At 63.4% G+C, this 16,833-nt stretch carries 11 protein-coding genes; 5 read left to right on the forward strand and 6 right to left on the reverse strand.

Features of this window, described 5'->3' with window-relative positions; translation table 11 throughout:
• Window positions 1-4: 4 nt before the first annotated feature.
• The 3 genes from JMY24_RS28895 (at window position 5) to JMY24_RS28905 (ending at window position 3,710) form a co-directional block, all read left to right on the forward strand.
• On the forward strand, window positions 5-499 hold the full coding sequence (locus tag JMY24_RS28895; RefSeq protein WP_128592395.1) for a CvpA family protein: 495 nt from the start codon (window positions 5-7) through the stop codon (window positions 497-499).
• A 145-nt stretch (window positions 500-644) separates the two neighbouring features.
• A complete protein-coding gene (gene purF, locus JMY24_RS28900; protein ID WP_128592394.1) occupies window positions 645-2,195 on the forward strand; it encodes an amidophosphoribosyltransferase in 1,551 nt (516 codons plus the stop codon).
• Between the two features lie 324 nt (window positions 2,196-2,519).
• Complete coding sequence (locus JMY24_RS28905; protein WP_128590632.1) at window positions 2,520-3,710, forward strand: O-succinylhomoserine sulfhydrylase; 1,191 nt, start codon at window positions 2,520-2,522, stop codon at window positions 3,708-3,710.
• Window positions 3,711-3,835: 125 nt separating this feature from the next.
• On the opposite strand, the gene JMY24_RS28910 is transcribed toward JMY24_RS28905, so the two are convergent.
• Window positions 3,836-4,612 (reverse strand): AraC family transcriptional regulator, encoded by a 777-nt coding sequence (locus JMY24_RS28910; RefSeq protein ID WP_128597979.1) that lies wholly within the window; start codon window positions 4,610-4,612, stop codon window positions 3,836-3,838.
• 34 nt (window positions 4,613-4,646) lie between these two features.
• Entirely contained in the window at window positions 4,647-4,988 is a 342-nt protein-coding gene (locus tag JMY24_RS28915; RefSeq protein WP_006047612.1) for an FKBP-type peptidyl-prolyl cis-trans isomerase, read from the reverse strand.
• 184 nt (window positions 4,989-5,172) lie between these two features.
• Here JMY24_RS28915 and JMY24_RS28920 point away from each other — a divergent pair, with 184 nt between their 5' ends.
• Both JMY24_RS28920 and JMY24_RS28925 read left to right on the forward strand, forming a co-directional pair.
• On the forward strand, window positions 5,173-5,976 hold the full coding sequence (locus tag JMY24_RS28920; RefSeq protein ID WP_128597978.1) for a sensor histidine kinase: 804 nt from the start codon (window positions 5,173-5,175) through the stop codon (window positions 5,974-5,976).
• 92 nt (window positions 5,977-6,068) lie between these two features.
• Window positions 6,069-7,412, forward strand: coding sequence for a hemolysin family protein (locus JMY24_RS28925; RefSeq protein WP_128590628.1), 1,344 nt, complete (start codon window positions 6,069-6,071; stop codon window positions 7,410-7,412).
• A 57-nt stretch (window positions 7,413-7,469) separates the two neighbouring features.
• On the opposite strand, the gene treY is transcribed toward JMY24_RS28925, so the two are convergent.
• The 4 genes from treY to glgX form a co-directional block, all read right to left on the reverse strand.
• Window positions 7,470-10,325, reverse strand: a complete 2,856-nt coding sequence (gene treY, locus JMY24_RS28930) for a malto-oligosyltrehalose synthase (protein ID WP_201703373.1) — start codon at window positions 10,323-10,325, stop codon at window positions 7,470-7,472.
• Complete coding sequence (gene malQ, locus JMY24_RS28935) at window positions 10,322-12,541, reverse strand: 4-alpha-glucanotransferase (RefSeq protein WP_128597977.1); 2,220 nt, start codon at window positions 12,539-12,541, stop codon at window positions 10,322-10,324. Before malQ ends, treY begins: the two co-directional genes overlap by 4 nt.
• On the reverse strand, window positions 12,538-14,463 hold the full coding sequence (gene treZ, locus JMY24_RS28940; RefSeq protein WP_201703375.1) for a malto-oligosyltrehalose trehalohydrolase: 1,926 nt from the start codon (window positions 14,461-14,463) through the stop codon (window positions 12,538-12,540). Before treZ ends, malQ begins: the two co-directional genes overlap by 4 nt.
• A 65-nt stretch (window positions 14,464-14,528) precedes the next feature.
• Window positions 14,529-16,748, reverse strand: a complete 2,220-nt coding sequence (gene glgX, locus JMY24_RS28945; RefSeq protein ID WP_128597976.1) for a glycogen debranching protein GlgX — start codon at window positions 16,746-16,748, stop codon at window positions 14,529-14,531.
• Window positions 16,749-16,833 lie beyond the last annotated feature (85 nt).

The following is a 16,833-nucleotide window of genomic DNA, read 5'->3' on the forward strand; positions in this document are numbered from 1 at the left end:
AGCGATGTTCACTGCCTTCGACTACGCTGTAATGGCGGTGATCGGTTTGTCGGCCTTGCGCGGCACATGGCGCGGTTTTCTGTCCGAGGTGTTCGGGCTCATCGGCTGGATCGCGGCGTTTTTCATTGCTTGCCGCTTCGTCGGTTATGTCGTGCCGTATATTCCGTCCACGTGGCCGGGCGGCGCGTTGACGCAGTGGCTGCTGGCCTTCGCGTTGGTGGCTATCGGTGCGGTGCTGGTGGCGAGCGTGCTGAACGCGCTGCTTAGCCGCATCGTGCAGGCTACCGGCCTGAGCGGCGTGGACCGCTCGCTCGGTTTGATGTTCGGCCTCGTCCGCGGGGTCGTTCTGGTGCTTATTCTGGTCGCCCTTGCAGGCTTGACCGAATTGCCCCAACAGGAATTCTGGCGCAACGCCTTGCTGCGGCCATATGCGGTAGAGGGCGTGCACGTAATGAAACCGCTGCTTCCAGAGACGCTCGCTGCCTACGTCCGCGTGTGACGAGGAGATGATCGTCTAAGGAACGCCGCAGGAATCCGGCTCAAACCGGCTGCCTCTACATCATGTCGCGAACCCGTCGCGTCATATCGTGCGCTAGCGAGGCACCGGCCGCTCTGACGAATTTCGTACCTTTGAAGGACATGCCATGTGCGGCATCGTAGGCGTAGTTTCCCATTCTCCGGTCAACCAGCTGATCTATGACAGCCTGCTGCTCCTGCAGCACCGCGGTCAGGACGCCGCCGGCATCGCCACGGCGAACGGCAGCAATTTCCACATGCACAAGGCCAACGGCATGGTGCGCGACGTGTTCCGCACGCGCAACATGCGCAGCCTGCCGGGCAACACCGGCATTGGCCAGGTGCGCTACCCGACCGCCGGCTCGGCTTCGAGCGAAGAAGAAGCCCAGCCGTTCTACGTGAACGCGCCGTTCGGCATCATCCTCGCGCACAACGGCAATCTGACCAACTGGCAGCAACTGAAAGATGAGATGTTCCGCATCGATCGCCGCCACATCAACACGAATTCCGACACGGAGGTCATGCTCAACGTGCTCGCGCACGAATTGCAACTTTCGAGCTCGGGCCTGCAACTGGATCCGGCTGCCCTCTTCAAGGCCGTGTCGGGTGTGCATCGCCGGGTGCGGGGTTCGTATGCGATCGTTTCGCTGATCGCCGGCTACGGCCTGCTGGGCTTCCGCGACCCGTTCGGCATTCGCCCGCTTTGCCTCGGCAAACAGGAAACGGCGGAAGGCGTCGAGTGGATTCTCGCGTCGGAGTCGGTGGCGATCGAAGGTATCGGTTTTGAGTTCGTGCGCGATATCGCGCCGGGCGAAGCGATTTTCATCGACATCGAAGGCAATCTGCATTCGCAGCAGTGCGCGACGAACCCCAGCTTGAACCCGTGCATTTTCGAGCTCGTGTATCTGGCGCGTCCGGATTCGGTGCTCGACGGCGTGCCGGTCTACAACGTGCGTCTGCGCATGGGCGACTATCTCGCCGAAAAGATCAGGCGCGAACTGCCTGACGTCGCAATCGACGTCGTGATGCCGATTCCCGATTCGTCCCGTCCGGCCGCAATGCAGGTGGCGAAGAAGCTGGGCGTCGAGTATCGCGAAGGCTTCTTCAAGAACCGTTATGTCGGCCGCACGTTCATCATGCCTGGCCAGGCGGTGCGCAAGAAGTCGGTGCGCCAGAAGCTGAATGCCATGGGCATCGAGTTCAAGGGCAAGAACGTGCTGATCGTCGACGACTCGATCGTGCGCGGCACCACTTCGCATGAAATCGTGCAGATGGCGCGCGACGCCGGCGCGAACAAGGTGATTTTCGCTTCGGCGGCGCCGCCGGTGAAATTCCCGAACGTCTACGGTATCGACATGCCGACGCGTGGCGAACTCGTCGCTCATGGCCGCACGGACGAAGAAGTGGCACGCATGATCGGCGCGGACCATCTCGTCTATCAGGACGTCGACGCGCTCAAGCAGGCCGTGCGCGACATCAACCCGGCGCTGAAGGAGTTCGAAGCGTCGTGTTTCGACGGCAACTACGTGACCGGTGACGTGACCACGGAGTATCTCGACCGCATCGAAACCGCGCGTCTCGCACCGTCGTCGCAGTCTGATCGCGACGCCGCGAGCGAAGCGATCGACGGCGGCGGCCCAGCGCGCTCGCAGCTGCATCTGCAATTGTCGGTGGGCTGACTTTAGACCCGGCGTTCGCGGCATGGCGCGCCTCGCTGCACGCCGCGCCGCGAGCGTGTTAGCATGACAGCTTGCGTCGATTTGATCTCAGCTTGCGGACGCGGGGCAACCCAAAACAGCTAAAGCGAATGGTGGACGAGCCGCAACCATCCGCCTCCGCTCCAGCTTTTCCCCGCACATGAAGCCCGCTTGTACCGACGCAAAAGCGCCGGCACAGAAGCGGGCTTTTTTGTTGCTGCCGTTCGGCCGCGGTTTCGCTGCATATCAATCGCATACAAACCGCGCACCGAACGCAGTCATGGAACATTGGAAACCACAACGAACATGGACGACTCCCTGAACTTCGACACGCTGGCAGTCCGCTCGGGCACGGTGCGCAGCGACTTCAACGAGCATTCGGAAGCGATTTTCCTGACGTCGAGCTTCGTCTTCGCGAGTGCCGCGGACGCAGCCGAGCGCTTCAAGAATTCCGAGGACTATTACACCTATTCGCGCTTCACCAACCCGACCGTCTCGATGTTTCAGGACCGTCTTGCCGCGCTCGAAGGCGGCGAAGCGTGCATGGCGACTGCTTCGGGAATGGCCGCGATCATGTCCGTGGTGATGTCCACGCTGCAAGCGGGCGACCACCTGGTCAGTTCGCAGGCGTTGTTCGGTTCGACGCTCGGCATGTTCTCGCAGATTTTCAGCAAGTTCGGCATCACGACCACGTTTGTCGATCCGACGAATCTGGACGCGTGGAAAAACGCCGTGCGTCCGGAGACGAAGATGTTCTTCCTCGAAACGCCGTCGAATCCGCTGACCGAGATCGCCGACATTGAAGCAATCAGCAAGATCGCCAAAGCCGCAAATGCGTTGTTCGTGGTCGACAACTGTTTCTGCAGCCCGGCCTTGCAACAGCCGCTGAAGCTTGGAGCCGACGTTGTCATGCATTCGGCCACCAAGTTCCTCGACGGCCAGGGGCGCGTGCTGGGCGGCGCGCTGGTCGGCTCGAAGAAGTTCATCATGGAAAAGGTGTTTCCGTTCGTGCGGAGCGCCGGGCCGACGCTGTCCGCCTTCAACGCATGGGTGTTGCTCAAGGGCATGGAAACGCTGTCGCTGCGCGTCGAAAAGCAGTCGGCGAATGCGCTTGAAATCGCACGCTGGCTCGATAACCATCCCGCTGTGAATCGCGTGTTTTATCCTGGCCTCGAGTCGCATCCCCAACACGCGCTGGCCATGCGTCAGCAGAAGGCCGGCGGCGCGATCGTGTCGTTCGAGTTGAAGGGCGACACGCCGGAACAGATGCGAGCGAACGCCTGGCGCGTAATCGACAGCACGAAAATCTGCTCGATCACCGGCAATCTCGGCGACACGCGTACTACCATTACCCATCCGGCGACGACGACACACGGCCGCGTGACGCCCGAAGCGCGCGCTGCCGCAGGCATCACCGAAGGCTTGATTCGTCTCGCCGTGGGGCTGGAGAACGCAGCGGATATCCGCGCCGATCTGGAGCGCGGTCTAGCAGGCTGAGGCAGTCTGCGTTATCGAAAGAGTGGGTACATGGCGCGCTGAGCTTGTCGGTCAGCGCGCCTTTTTCATGCCTCAATGCCCGGCGGTTCACCGCGTCATCGGGGCAGCGCTCAGCGGCGCGACGCTCAATGCCGCAACGCGCGCCACTGACCGGGCGCGAGACCAAACCGTCGCGTGAACGCGTGCGTGTAAGCGCTTTGATCGCTGAAGCCGATGTCCAACGCGATGTCAGTCAGCGAGAGCCGTGGATCGGCGAGCAGCGCGAGCGACGTATCGAGCCGAAGCCGCTGCAAGTAGCGATGCGGCGTTTCGCCGAACGCTTCGATAAAAAGTTGGTGAAAGCGCCGCATGCCGAAGCCGCAATGCGCGGCGAGATCGGCGATACGCAGCGGCTCTGATAAATGCGCGCGCAGCCAGCGGTCGATTCTCGCGAAGTCGAGTCCGGCGGCCGGGGCTTCAGTGCCTTTGATCGCCGCGCCCGCCACCAGGGCTGCGCCCAGGCGTGCGGCAGCGTCCCAATGGAAACGACGGGCGTCGAGATCGTCCGCCGGCACACCGTTCGCGGCGCGCGACGCAATGCGCTGAATGAGTTCAGTAAGCGGCGCGTCGACGGTGACGGCCCGCGCGCGGTCGAACAGACGCTCGGGCACGGCGAGCGTCGTAGCCGGAATATCCAGCACCAACTGCCGGTTCTCGCCGAGCCCTGCGTAATCGTGCCGCGCGCCCGCGGGAATGAGCCAGGCGCAGTGTGCGTCGAGTTGTTGCGCGACACCGTCCACCGACATCACCATCGCGCCGTGGAGGCCGAGCACGACCTGGTGAAAGTCGTGCACGTCCGACGCTTGCGCCGCTTCGAAGCGGCGCAGCGAAACACTGGGTGCGGTAACGGCGGCGTGCGTCATCGGAAATGCGCAATGGCAGACAGCAAACGACGATTCAGACGTCGAGCAATTCGACTTCGAACACGAGCGTTGCGTTGGGCGGAATCACGCCGCCCGCGCCCCGCACGCCGTAGCCGAGTTGCGGCGGAATGGTCAGCTTGCGCGTGCCGCCGACCTTCATGCCTTGCACGCCTTCGTCCCAGCCCTTGATGACCATGCCGCCGCCGAGCACGAACGCGAACGGGTCGTTGCGGTCCTTGCTCGAGTCGAACTTCTGACCGTCGGTCAGCCAGCCGGTGTAGTGCACGCTGACGGTCTTGCCAGCAACCGCTTCCGCGCCCGTTCCTTCAACGATGTCTTCATACTTCAAGCCGGATTCGGTAGTCACAGTCGACATGTGTCGCTCCTCAGTTCAAAAACGTAAAACCAACATTGTAGGCGCGTTGGCGCAGTGCGGTCGAACAATGCCGCGTGGCACGACGATTGCGTTCCAGCCGTCCATCCGGCCAGGGTGGTGGCACCCGGCGGCATGCCTATAATGGGGCTTTCCCAATCATCATGCATTGCCAGAGAGGTCGATCGTGACAACGTCTTCAACCGGGTCCCCTGGCGCACATCCGGTGACTTCCGGCTTCGCCGTATCCGAACGCACCGCGCATTTGCGCGCTGAATCCGCGCTGTTCATGCGCGACCACGTGCTCTCGCTGGTATCGCACGATCTGCGTGGTCCGTTGAACGCTATTCATAGCTGGGCTTATGTGCTCGAGCGTAAGCTCGACGCCAACGATCCCAATTCGCAGCGCGCGGTCACCGGTATTCGCAACGGCGTCGACCAGCAGGTCAAGCTCCTTGAGACGATCGTCGACGCCACGCGCGCCGAAACCAAATCGCTCGCGCTCGTTTATGAGCCGTTCCCGCTTCATCCGCTACTCCATGAAACCGTCGAAGAGGTGCGCTCAGGACTCGCGCGTTCGCGACGCGTGGAGATCGCGATCAACTCGCAGCTCGCCACCGAGCAACTGAATGGCGATCGGGAGCGGCTCGCCGCCGCGCTGTGGCTGATGCTCACATTTGCCGTCGAATCCAGCGCAGAAGGTGCGACTGTCACGCTTGAATCGCGCGCGGATGCAACCAGCTGGCATGCGGCTGTCACGTTCGTGACGAGCGCCGCACTGGACGATCCGTCGCTGCCTCATGTGCTCGAAGCGTTCGCGCGCAAGCAGGCTCGCGAAACGCGGGAAGCGAATCGCATCGCGTGGGTACTTGCGCTCAGCAAGCGTGTCGCGCAAGCGCATGGCGGCAGCTTCGACCAGCATGACGCCACTGAAGCCGCTCCGGCCACACTCGCATTGCGCATTCCGTTGAGCGCGTCGTCGGCCCGATGAACGGCCACGCCCCGCGCGTGTTGTTCGCGATTAACATTTCGGCGAGCTTTCAACCTCTATACTGACAACTTTTGTCGCCGGAGCCGTCCGCTTTGATCCAGGTTGTCGCCCTTATCGGTGCATTGTTTCTCGTCGCCCTGAACGGTTTCTTCGTTGCCGCCGAATTCGGTCTGGTCAAATTGCGGCAGACGCGCGTGCAGAGCCTCGCCGAAAGGCATGGCATGCGCGGCCGTCTGCTCGCCAAGGTACATGGCCGCCTCGACGCCTATCTGTCGGCCTGTCAGCTGGGCATTACGCTCGCGTCGCTCGGCCTGGGCTGGATCGGCGAGCCTGCGTTTGCCGAACTGCTCACGCCGCTCTTTAGCCTCGCCGGCGTGGAATCCGAGAAGCTGATCCACGGCATTTCGCTTTTCTTCGCGTTCTCCTGCATTTCGTTTCTGCATATCGTGGTGGGAGAACTCGCGCCGAAGTCGCTCGCAATTCGCGAAGCGGAGAAGGTTTCGCTGTGGGCCGCCACGCCGTTGTACGGCTTTTATTGGGCGATGTATCCGGCCATCTGGGTGCTCAATACGAGTGCCAATGCGGTGCTGAGGCTCGCCGGCCTGAACGCCGACCATGCACACGACTCGCACTACTCCACCGACGAACTGAAGCTGATCCTGCGCAGCCGCCGCACGAACGTTGCGTCGGAACGCGGCGCGCCGGAAGACGCGTATAGCCAGGACGAGTGGAACACCATCGCGCATTCGCTGGATTTTTCGCGCATGACGGTGTCCGACCTGATGCGCCCATCGCATGAAATGATCGGCTTGCGGCTCGACTTGCCGCTGCGGGAGAACATGCAGGTTGTGGCGCGGCATCGCTTTAGCCGCTATCCGTTGTTCGAGGACGCCTCCGGTGAGCGCGTGGCCGGCATGATCCATTTGAAGGATCTGCTGCTGGCGCGCCATGCCGGCAGTACGCTCGACGATCTCACGCAGTACGCGCGCCCCGTTCAATACGTCAAGCCGGAAATGCCGGCGCTCGAACTGTTTCGCCGCTTCCGCAAGGGCGCGCCGCACTTTGCGCTGGTCGGTCATAAGAACTCGAAGCCTATCGGGTTCCTCACGCTCGACAACCTGCTCGGCGCACTGGTCGGCCAGATTCACGACGAATTCCGTCAGGGCGACGCCGACTGGACCCGCATGGACGACGGCACGTTGATGGGCAAGGGCAGCTTGCCGGTGGTCTCGCTGGAGCGCGCGTTGGGTATCGACATTGACGAAGGCAAGGCCGAATCGGTTGGCGGCCTCGTCATTCAGGCCCTCAACGATCTGCCCACTGAAGGGCAGCGCGTCGAGTTTGATCGCTTCGACGTAGTCGTGAAAAAGATGAAGGGTCCGCGCATTGTGCTGGTACGCGTGTACCCAAAGGTGTTCGACGACGAAGGCGGTTAAAGTCTCACGACTCCAACGCCTTCGTTCTGATCCGACAAACCGACAGTCAGATCGCCCTCAACTGCGCGGCACGCCGTCTTCGACGAGCACCGCAATTGGCATTGCCGCAAGCGCGTCGCGCAAGTACAGCAAGCCGCTGTCATCAACCTTTGGCGCGGCCGGACTCAGCCAGTCGAACAAGGCTCGCGCGGACAGATCGGCCGGCATCTCGACCGCCGTGTCTTGCCATTTATCCGGATCGACCATCGGCAGATCGCTTTCTTCGCCGAGCAAGCCGGCCGCGAGCCGGCTCGCTATGACGACAGCCCACGCATTGCCATGCCGCCGCGCGAACGCAATCACATTCGACGCATGCGCGCCCCGCACGGTCAGCGGCAGGTACGTGCCCTGACTCAGCAACTCCGGCAGATGCGCACGCAGTGCGAGCACTCGCTGTACGACGGCGAGCTTCACACGTCCATTGCGCCACGTCGACAGAAACTCCGAAGGCGGCGCTTGCGTAAGCCAGGTTGCCCGCTGCTCGAAGTCGACGGGCCGGCGATTGTCGGGATCGACGAGACTGAAGTCCCACAATTCGGTGCCTTGATAAAGATCCGGAATCCCAGGCGATGCGAGCCGCAAGACAGTTTGCTGCAAACTGTTGAGCGCGCCGGCGCGTGAAATCCGTGCGACGAACGCGGATAACTCCTTGAGGAAACCGTCGCGCCGCTGCGGCGCCAGAATGTCGAACAGGAAGTCGCGGCAACCGGCTTCATACGCTTCGTCGGGCGCGAACCAGTTGGTCTGCAGCTTGGCTTCGCGCAGTGCCTTCAGTTGCCATTGCGCGACGCGCTCGGCCAATGCCTTGACGCCCGCGTCGTCGTCGGGCTTGAGATCGGGTGGCCAGCAACCGACGAGCGTCTGATACAGCATCGCTTCAGCGGCGGGGCCGGGCGCCCAGTCGTAGCTAGTGTCCTGGCCAACGCTGCTGATCGGCTTGCCTTCGAGCGAACGCCGGTGCGGCGCGTTCAACGTCGACCATGCGCGCGAGGTCGCGCTCCACTCGTGCGCGATTTCGCTGAGTACCGCGAGCCGTGCGCGCACGTCTTCGCCGCGCTTGTGATCGTGCGTAGCTGTTGCGAGCATTGCGTGAGGAAAGCGCTGCGAGCGTTCGACATTGCCCGCATGAAACTGCTCGACCGACAACGCGAATTCGCCCGGATCGGCCCCCACCTCGTTACGCGACAACAGCCGACCGTAGCGATAGCACGCGGTATCTTCGACGGCCTTCGCGGCAACCGGCGCGGTCAATTGCGAGAACAGCGTCTGCGCGGTGCGCCGCGCCGAACCCGCATGGTTCGGCGGTGCGCCGTTTTGCCCTTGCTGCGCCTGGGCATGACGCCCTGCGGGCGCTTCGTCCACACTGCCGCCAAGCCATGCATTGACTCGCTCGAGCACGCCATGATCGGCGCGCGAAAGCGCCGCACGTGCGCCGGCCAGCGCCTGCTCGAAGAACACATTATCGGCGGCACTTCGCAGACCGTTTTGCGGATAGATGCGGTACACCGGAAAATGCACGACCAGTTCGGTCAGCACCCGGCGTAATGTCGTGAAGGTGTAATCGCGCGTGGCGAGCGAGTCGCGCGCGATGCGATGCAGCGCTCGCGCCGCGCGGTCGAGTTCCGCCGAGAGATTCTCCGCAAGAACCTTGCGCCGTGCGACAAGTGCCTCGTCCGCGAAACTCGCGCTGCGGCCCGTGAGTTCGGTCCATGCCTGCGCAAGCGGCTCTGCGCCCGCCGGGTCGTGCAACAGCGCGCCCACGTCGTTCATGAAATCGTAGCCTGTCGTGCCGTCCACCGGCCAGTCGTCGCGCAGCGGTTCGCCGCGTGCCAGAATCTTTTCGACGACCACATACGGCGTGGTGTCGCGCAACTCTGTTAGACGTTGCCGCAGCCTCTGACAGTATTCGCGCGGCTCTGCGAGCCCGTCCACGTGATCGATCCGCAGACCGTCGATTGTGCCTTCCTGATACAGGCGAAAGACGAGCGCATGCGTGGCCTCGAACACTTCCGGCCGCTCGGCGCGCACAGCGGCGAGCGTCGAAATATCGAAGAAGCGCCGCCAGTTGACTTCGTCGGCGGCGGTGCGCCACCACGCGAGACGGAAGTGCTGACGTTCGAGCAGCCGGTGCAGGCGGTCGCGCGTGAGCGGATCTTCGGGGGAATACGTCTGGATCACGGCATCGATTGCCGACTTGCCGTTTTGCGCGACGAACTCACGCAGGATGTCGCGCCCTTCAGCGGCGCGCGGCTGGTCGGCGGGCTGCGTCGTCAGTCCATGAAAGCGCTCGGCAAGTGCGCTGAGATCGGCGCGGTCGGCGCTCTGCAGAATCGACGCGTAATCGGTCGGGCATACCGGAAACACGTGTGGTCCGTAGCCGACATAAAAGCGTCCGCTATCTGCCGCGAAGTGCAACGCGATGCGGCCCGACGCGAGTTCGTCGCCATAGGGTCCGCCGAGTGTCGGCAGCAACACCTTGCCGCGCAAAGCCGGATCCGGCGAATGCCAGTCGACATCGAAGTGACGGGCATAGGCGCTATGGCGCCCCCATTCAAGGATATCGAGCCACCACGCGTTGCTCGACCCGCCGACGCCCATATGGTTCGGCACCATGTCGACGATCAGCCCCATGCCATGCGCGTGCAGTTTGTCGACGAGGCGCTTCAAGCCTGCCTCGCCTCCGCATTCGGCGCTGACCTGGGTGTAATCGACGGTGTCATAGCCGTGCATCGAGCCGGGCTCGGCCGTGGTGATGGGCGACGCGTACACGTGGCTGATGCCGAGCGCCGCGAAATAGTCGACGTGCTTCGCGGCGTCGTCGAACGTAAAGCCCCGATGAAACTGGAGGCGAAGAGTGGAGCGCGGGACGGTCATGGCGTGTCAGGCCCCGAAGAAGTGTTGGCTGATGGAGTGGAAACGGTCGCGGTGCTGCGAGCCCGGTCGACGGCGAGAAGCCGGTCGCAGAAATTGTCGTCTGCAAACATCTCGTCTACGGACAGGTTTCCGCGACGGCGCCAGTTCGGATGCTCGTCGATCGAGCCCGGCAGGTTCGGCTGGTCGGACTGACCGAGCAGGTCTTCAAGCGGGAATGTGACGAGCGGACCTGGCGTCGCCGCGACGAATGCGAGGGCTTCATCGACGGGCGGGCTCTCGGGCGGCGGCGCTTTAACATCAGGCGCGGCGACGCCGGCTTGCTGGAACGCGCGCCACAGTTCGGCGCGGTCGCTCGCGCGCTCTTCCTGCGCGGCTTCTTCCGGATCGCGGCCATCGGCGCGCGCCGTCGTCTGCCCAATCTTGTTGCGCCATGTGATGTCGCTGCCGAGCCACCAACCGGCGACGGTCGGCAGATCGTGTGTGGTGGTCGTGCCGACCGCGTTGCGGTCCCAGGACTGCGGCGGCTTGAAGCCGGTGCCGTCCTCGCTACGCTCGAACCACAGCACGCGGATGCCGGCGAGGCCATGGTCGTCGAGCCGCTCGCGGAAGCCGGGCGGCACGGTCCCGAGATCTTCGCCGATCACGATTGCGCGATGCCGCCACGATTCGAGCGCGATCAGACGCAACAGGTCTTCGAGCGGATAGCGCAGATAAGCGCCGTCGCGCGCGCTTTCGCCTTCGGGCACGAGCCACAGACGCCGCAAGCCGAGAATGTGATCGATGCGAATGCCGCCGGCATGCGCGAAGGCGGCGCGCAGCATGTCGATGAAAGCCGAGAAGCCTTGCGTGCGCATCGCCCGCGGCGAGAAGGTGGTGAGGCCCCAGCTCTGACCGGCCTGATTGAACAGGTCGGGCGGCGCGCCGACGGACACGCCTTGCAGCATGTCGTCGCGATACGACCATGCATGGCTGCCGGCGCTGTCGCATCCCACCGCGAGGTCGGCGATCAGGCCGACGGCCATGCCTGCCTCGCGCGCCGTGTGCTGCGCGTGCGACAAACCCTTGGCCGCGAGCCATTGCAAGAACAGATGGAAGTCCACTTCATGGCGATTCGCTTCGGCAAACGCCTCGACTTCGGGACTGCGCGGATCGCGCAAGGCTTCGGGCCAGTTGCGCCAATGACCGTTGCCGCCTTGCGCGAGTTGCGCTGCCTGTAGCGCTTCGAAACGCGCATGGTCTTCGAGCGCACGTCCCGCGCGTTCGCAGAATCCGTGAAATTCCAGCGCGCGCGGTGAGTCCTGCGTGCCGCCTTGCGCACGCTCCTGTGTGCAGAAATTCTCGAACAGCGCGCGCAAGACTTTCAGCTTCAGTACGACGGCGTTCGGCCAGTCGATCAGCGGCAAGGCTTCGAGTTGCGTCCACGCGTCGGCGGCGTGCGCGGCCTCTATCGCGGCGCGTGCAGCGTCTGCTCCGAACACGGCGGCCGGATCGATATGCGTGACATTCAGCCACAAACGCGACGACGGCGAATACGGGCTGAAGCGATTTGGCTCCGCGCTGAACATGGCGTGCGTCGGGCTGACGGCAAGCGCATGCGCGCCGTGCTTCGCGCTTTGCGCCGCGATTTGCGAAAGCGCCGAATAATCGCCGATGCCGCCATCGCCCGTGCGTCGCAGGCCGTACAGCTGGGCGGCGATGCCCCACAGCGGCGGAGCCTTCGCGTCTTCACCGCCGTCGTCGTTGCGCAAGGCGCGCCACGCGTCGGCGACGGTATAGCAGCGCGACGGCGCGACCGCGAGCGTGACGCGCTGTTCGTGAATGACGAGCGTGTGATAGCCGGGTTCGTCGATTGGCGCGAGCAAGGCTTGCTCGCCTTTGGGCGCGGTAAAGCGTCCGTCGATGATCGAGCCGCTTTCCAGTTCGATCCGGTAGTGGCTGCCCGACTTCAGCGCCGACGCAGGCAATGCTATGCCGCGCCCGACCTCGGCGGTCATGAGCGGCGGCAGCTTGCGGCCGGACAGTTCGGCGTCGAGCGCGGCGGCGCTCTGGCGGATCTGCGTGGCATTGCCGCATGGCAAGCCCATCCGTTCGAGCAGCACTGCAAGCGTGCTCTCGGGCACACGATGCACCTTGCGATGCGCGTCTTCCCACTCCACCTCGAAGCCGGCGCGCGTCGCGAGTGTGGCTATCGTATCGTTAGGGCGTCGGGTACTCACGAGCGGCGCTCCTCTTTGCCGACAATGCGAGCATCGTGACCGCTCGCGTAGTCGTTGATGTCGCCGGTCAGCCATGCGACGAACGCATTCGGCGGCAGCACGTTCGCATCGATCTGTTCGCGCACGCGCGGCGGCGTTTCGAAAATGACCTTGCCCGCGGGCACGTCGTTGAACGGCACGCTTTGCTTTGACAGATTGAGCGCGAACGACAGCGTCTCGCCGTCGCCGAGTTTCCAACGCGCGATCAGCGCATTCGCGTCCGCGCCGTTCTCGTCGGTGAGCACCGTTGCGTTGAGCGCCTTGCCGTGCTTCAGTCGCGGCGTTATCAGTTTTGCGCGTACCGCCAACGCGGACTTGTAGAAATGCATCCAGTCGAGCCGGTCTTTCGCTTCGTCGTCCTGCGCTTGTGCCGCCGCGGTCGCCGGCTCCGGCGGCGACGATGCGGCGAACGTCCTGGCGTCGTTCGGATCGGGAATCTGCGCACGGCGCTTCTCATCGCTGAACGACGAGAAGCGCGCGAACTCGCGGCGGCGTCCTTCGCGCACCGCGTCGGCGAGATCGCCGGTGTAGTCGGTGAAGAACAGGAACGGCTGCGTGGAGCCGTATTCCTCGTCCATGAACAGCAGCGGAATCTGCGGCGACAGCAGCAGCAAGCCGGTCGCCGCGCGCAACGCGTCGTCGGAGGTCAGCTTGCGCAGGCGCTCGCCGAATGCGCGATTGCCGATCTGATCGTGGTTCTGCAGGAACATCACGAACGACGTCGGCGGTAAATGCCCGCTCGATTCGCCCCGCGGCGCACCGTCATGAATCGGCGACGCATCGCCTTGATACGCAAAGCCCTCCGACAGCACGCGCGCGAGGCGGCGAATCGGCTGATCTTCGTAGGCGTGGTAATAGCCTTCGGTCTCACCGGTCAACAGCACGTGCAACGTGTTGTGCGCGTCGTCGTTCCACTGAGCGTTGAAGTGCGTCTCGAGTAGGCTCGCGCTGTTGTGCTCGTTTTCGAGCACGAGATGCACATGGCGGTCATGCTGTACGTGCGCGCGGATATGGTCGGAAAGCTCGCGCAGCCACTCGTGATTGTCGATGGCGTGGACGGCGTCGAAACGCAACCCGTCAATGCGATATTCGTTGATCCAGTAGATGGCGTTATCCGTGAAGAAGTCGCTGACTTCAGTGCGGTCGAAGTCTATTGCGGGGCCCCACGGCGTATGCGTGCCTTCGCGGAAAAACGAGCGCGCGTATTCATGCAGGTAGTTGCCGTCCGGTCCGAAGTGGTTGTAGACCACGTCGAGAAACACCATCAGGCCGAGACCGTGGGCGGCGTCGATCAGCGCCTTGAGTTCTTCGGGACGGCCGTATGCGGAGTCGGGCGCGTACGGCAGCACGCCGTCATAGCCCCAATTGTGCTTGCCGGGAAAATCGTTCAACGGCATCAGTTCGATGGCCGTCACGCCAAGCGCGGCGAGCGCAGGCAAGCGCTTCTGCACGCCTGCATAGCCGCCCATTGCGCCGACGTGCAGTTCGTACAGCACCGTTTCTTCCCACGGACGGCCATGCCAGTCCGTATGTTCCCAACGATACGCGCGCGGGTCGATGACTTCGCTCGGACCATGCACGTCTTGCGGCTGAAAGCGCGACGCCGGATCGGGCACCGCATTGCCGTCGTCCAGACGGAAGCGATACAGCGTGCCCGCGCCGCTTTCTACGCTCGTTTCGAACCAGCCGTTTCCCGCAGGCGTCATTTCATGCGCGCCTTGCGCGGGGCCGTTCTCGATTTCCACCTGAACGCTTTTGCACGACGGCGCCCAGAAACGAAACCGCGTGCGCGGGCTCGTCCCTTTGGGACCCAGCAATTGCGCGCCAAACGGCAGGCAATGAGCGTAATGATGCGCGTGTGGGTCGATTGGATTTTCTGACATGACTCTTCACCATTCGGTTTTGCTGTCGGATTGCTCACACGCCGTTGGCGCGTCGCCGCCGCGATCTACGTGGTCGGCGACGAGTCGCTCGTCGGCGGATGCTCGCCGGGATCGGGAGGCAGGGCGGTCAACAGACGTGGCCCATGCTGCGCGCCGGCCTTCCAGCCCGCTTGCCAATCGGCCTCGCCGACCGGTTGCGCGGCCAGTATCACGAGGCCATGCGCCGCGACTTCGATATCCGACGCGGCGAGCCGGCGCGGCGCGCTTTCCGTATCCGCAGTGTCTAACAGCACGTGCCATTCCAGGTGCGGCGCCGGAGGCGTAAAACGCAGCGCTTCTGCACTCGCGTTGAGCATCATCAACAATACTTCCGTTTCTCCGTTAAGACCCGGACCCGCGCGCCGCAATGTGAATGCGCGTCCTTCCGGATCCTGCCAGGCTTCGATCGTCAGCGGATCGCCTTTCTCGTCGAACCAGCCGATGTCGAACAGCCCCGGCAACACTTCACGGTCGCCGAACAGAAAACGTGTTTCGCGCAGCAGCGGATGCTGTTTGCGCAGCGCGATCACGCGGGCGACGAAGTCGGTCATCTGGCGGCCGACCGGCGATTGCGCGGCTTCCCAATCGATCCAGGATATTTCGTTATCCTGGCAGTACGCATTGTTGTTGCCGTTCTGCGTGCGCAACAATTCGTCGCCGGCGAGCATCATCGGCGTGCCGAGTGCGACGAGCAACGTGGCCATCATCGAGCGCGCCACGCGTTTCCGGGTTTCGAGAATCGCCGGGTCGTCCGTCGGTCCTTCCACGCCCCAGTTGCTGCTGCAATTCTCGTTGTGACCGTCGTTATTGCCTTCGCGATTCGCCTCGTTGTGCTTGTGCTCGTACGCAGTAATGTCCGCAAGCGTAAAACCGTCATGCGACGCGACGAAATTGATCGACGCCCACGGCTTCCTGAAACGCCGGTTGAAGAAATCGGCGGAGCCGGTCAGGCGCGCTGCGAGATCCGGCCGCAGGCCCGCGTCGCCGCGCCAGAAACGGCGCACAGTATCGCGGAAACGGTCGTTCCATTCGCCAAAACCCGGTGGATGATTGCCAAGCTGATAACCGCCCGGACCGATGTCCCATGGCTCTGAAATCAGCTTGCGTTGCGAGAGGATCGGGTCCTGGCGCAACGCGTCGAAGAAACCCGAGCCCGGATCGAAACCATGCTGCTCGCGCCCGAGCGTCACGCCGAGATCGAAACGGAAGCCGTCGATATTGAACGCCGTCGACCAGTAGCGCAGTGAATCCATCACCATTTGCAGCACGCGCGGATGCGGCACATTCACCGTGTTGCCGCAGCCGGTGTCGTTGATATGGTGCCGTTCGTCGCCGGGAATGAGCCGGTAGTAGCTTGCGTTGTCGAGGCCGCGCCATGAGACGGTCGGGCCCATTTCGTTGCCTTCGCAGGTGTGGTTGTAGACCACGTCGAGAATCACTTCGATGCCGGCCGCGTGCAACTGGCGCACAGCAATGCGCATTTCGTCGAGCCGGTGCGTGCTCAGGTACGACGGCTCGGGCGCGAAGAACGCCGCTGTGTTGTAGCCCCAGTAGTTGCGCAGGCCGCGTTCAACCAGGAAGCGGTCGTTCAGAAACGCATGCACGGGAAGCAGTTCGACGGCGGTCACACCGAGCTTCAGCAGATGCTCGATAAATTCCGGCGACGACAGCGCCGCGAACGTGCCGCGTTCGTGCTGACGCAAATCGGCGCGCAGCATCGACGCGCCGCGCACATGCGCTTCATAAATAACGGTTTCGCCCCACGGCACATTAGGGCGCTTGTCGTGCGACCAGTCGAACGCTTCGTCGATCACGACGCATTTGGGCATCGCGGGTGCCGAGTCGCGCCGGTCGATTGAAAGATCCGCGCGATTCGAATGGACGCGATAACCGAACAACGCATCCGACCAGCGGAACTGCCCGACGAGCTTGCGCGCGTACGGATCGAGCAGCAGCTTGTGCGGGTTGAAACGATGCCCATGCTGCGGCTGATACGGGCCGTGCGCGCGAAAGCCGTAAGCGGTGCCCGGATGCGCGTTCGGCAGATAGCCGTGCCACACTTCGTCGGTGCATTCGGGCAGCGCGTAGCGCCTGATTTCCTTGCGGCCCGTGGGATCGAACAGGCAAAGCTCGATTTTCTGCGCGTTCGCGGAGAACACTGCAAAGTTGACGCCAAGGCCGTCCCAACTGGCTCCGAGCGGATACGGCGAGCCAGGCAGAAGCCGGTCGGGCATTGCATGCGACATGGTTCCCCTTCCTTGTTCTGTTTGATGCAGCGCTATCGCGGGCCTTCATGCAACGAGCGCGCGGCCCGGTTATCACGCGGCCGCG

The sequence above is a fragment of the Paraburkholderia kirstenboschensis genome (genome assembly GCF_904848585.1).
In the GTDB taxonomy this organism is placed as follows: Bacteria; Pseudomonadota; Gammaproteobacteria; order Burkholderiales; family Burkholderiaceae; genus Paraburkholderia; species Paraburkholderia kirstenboschensis.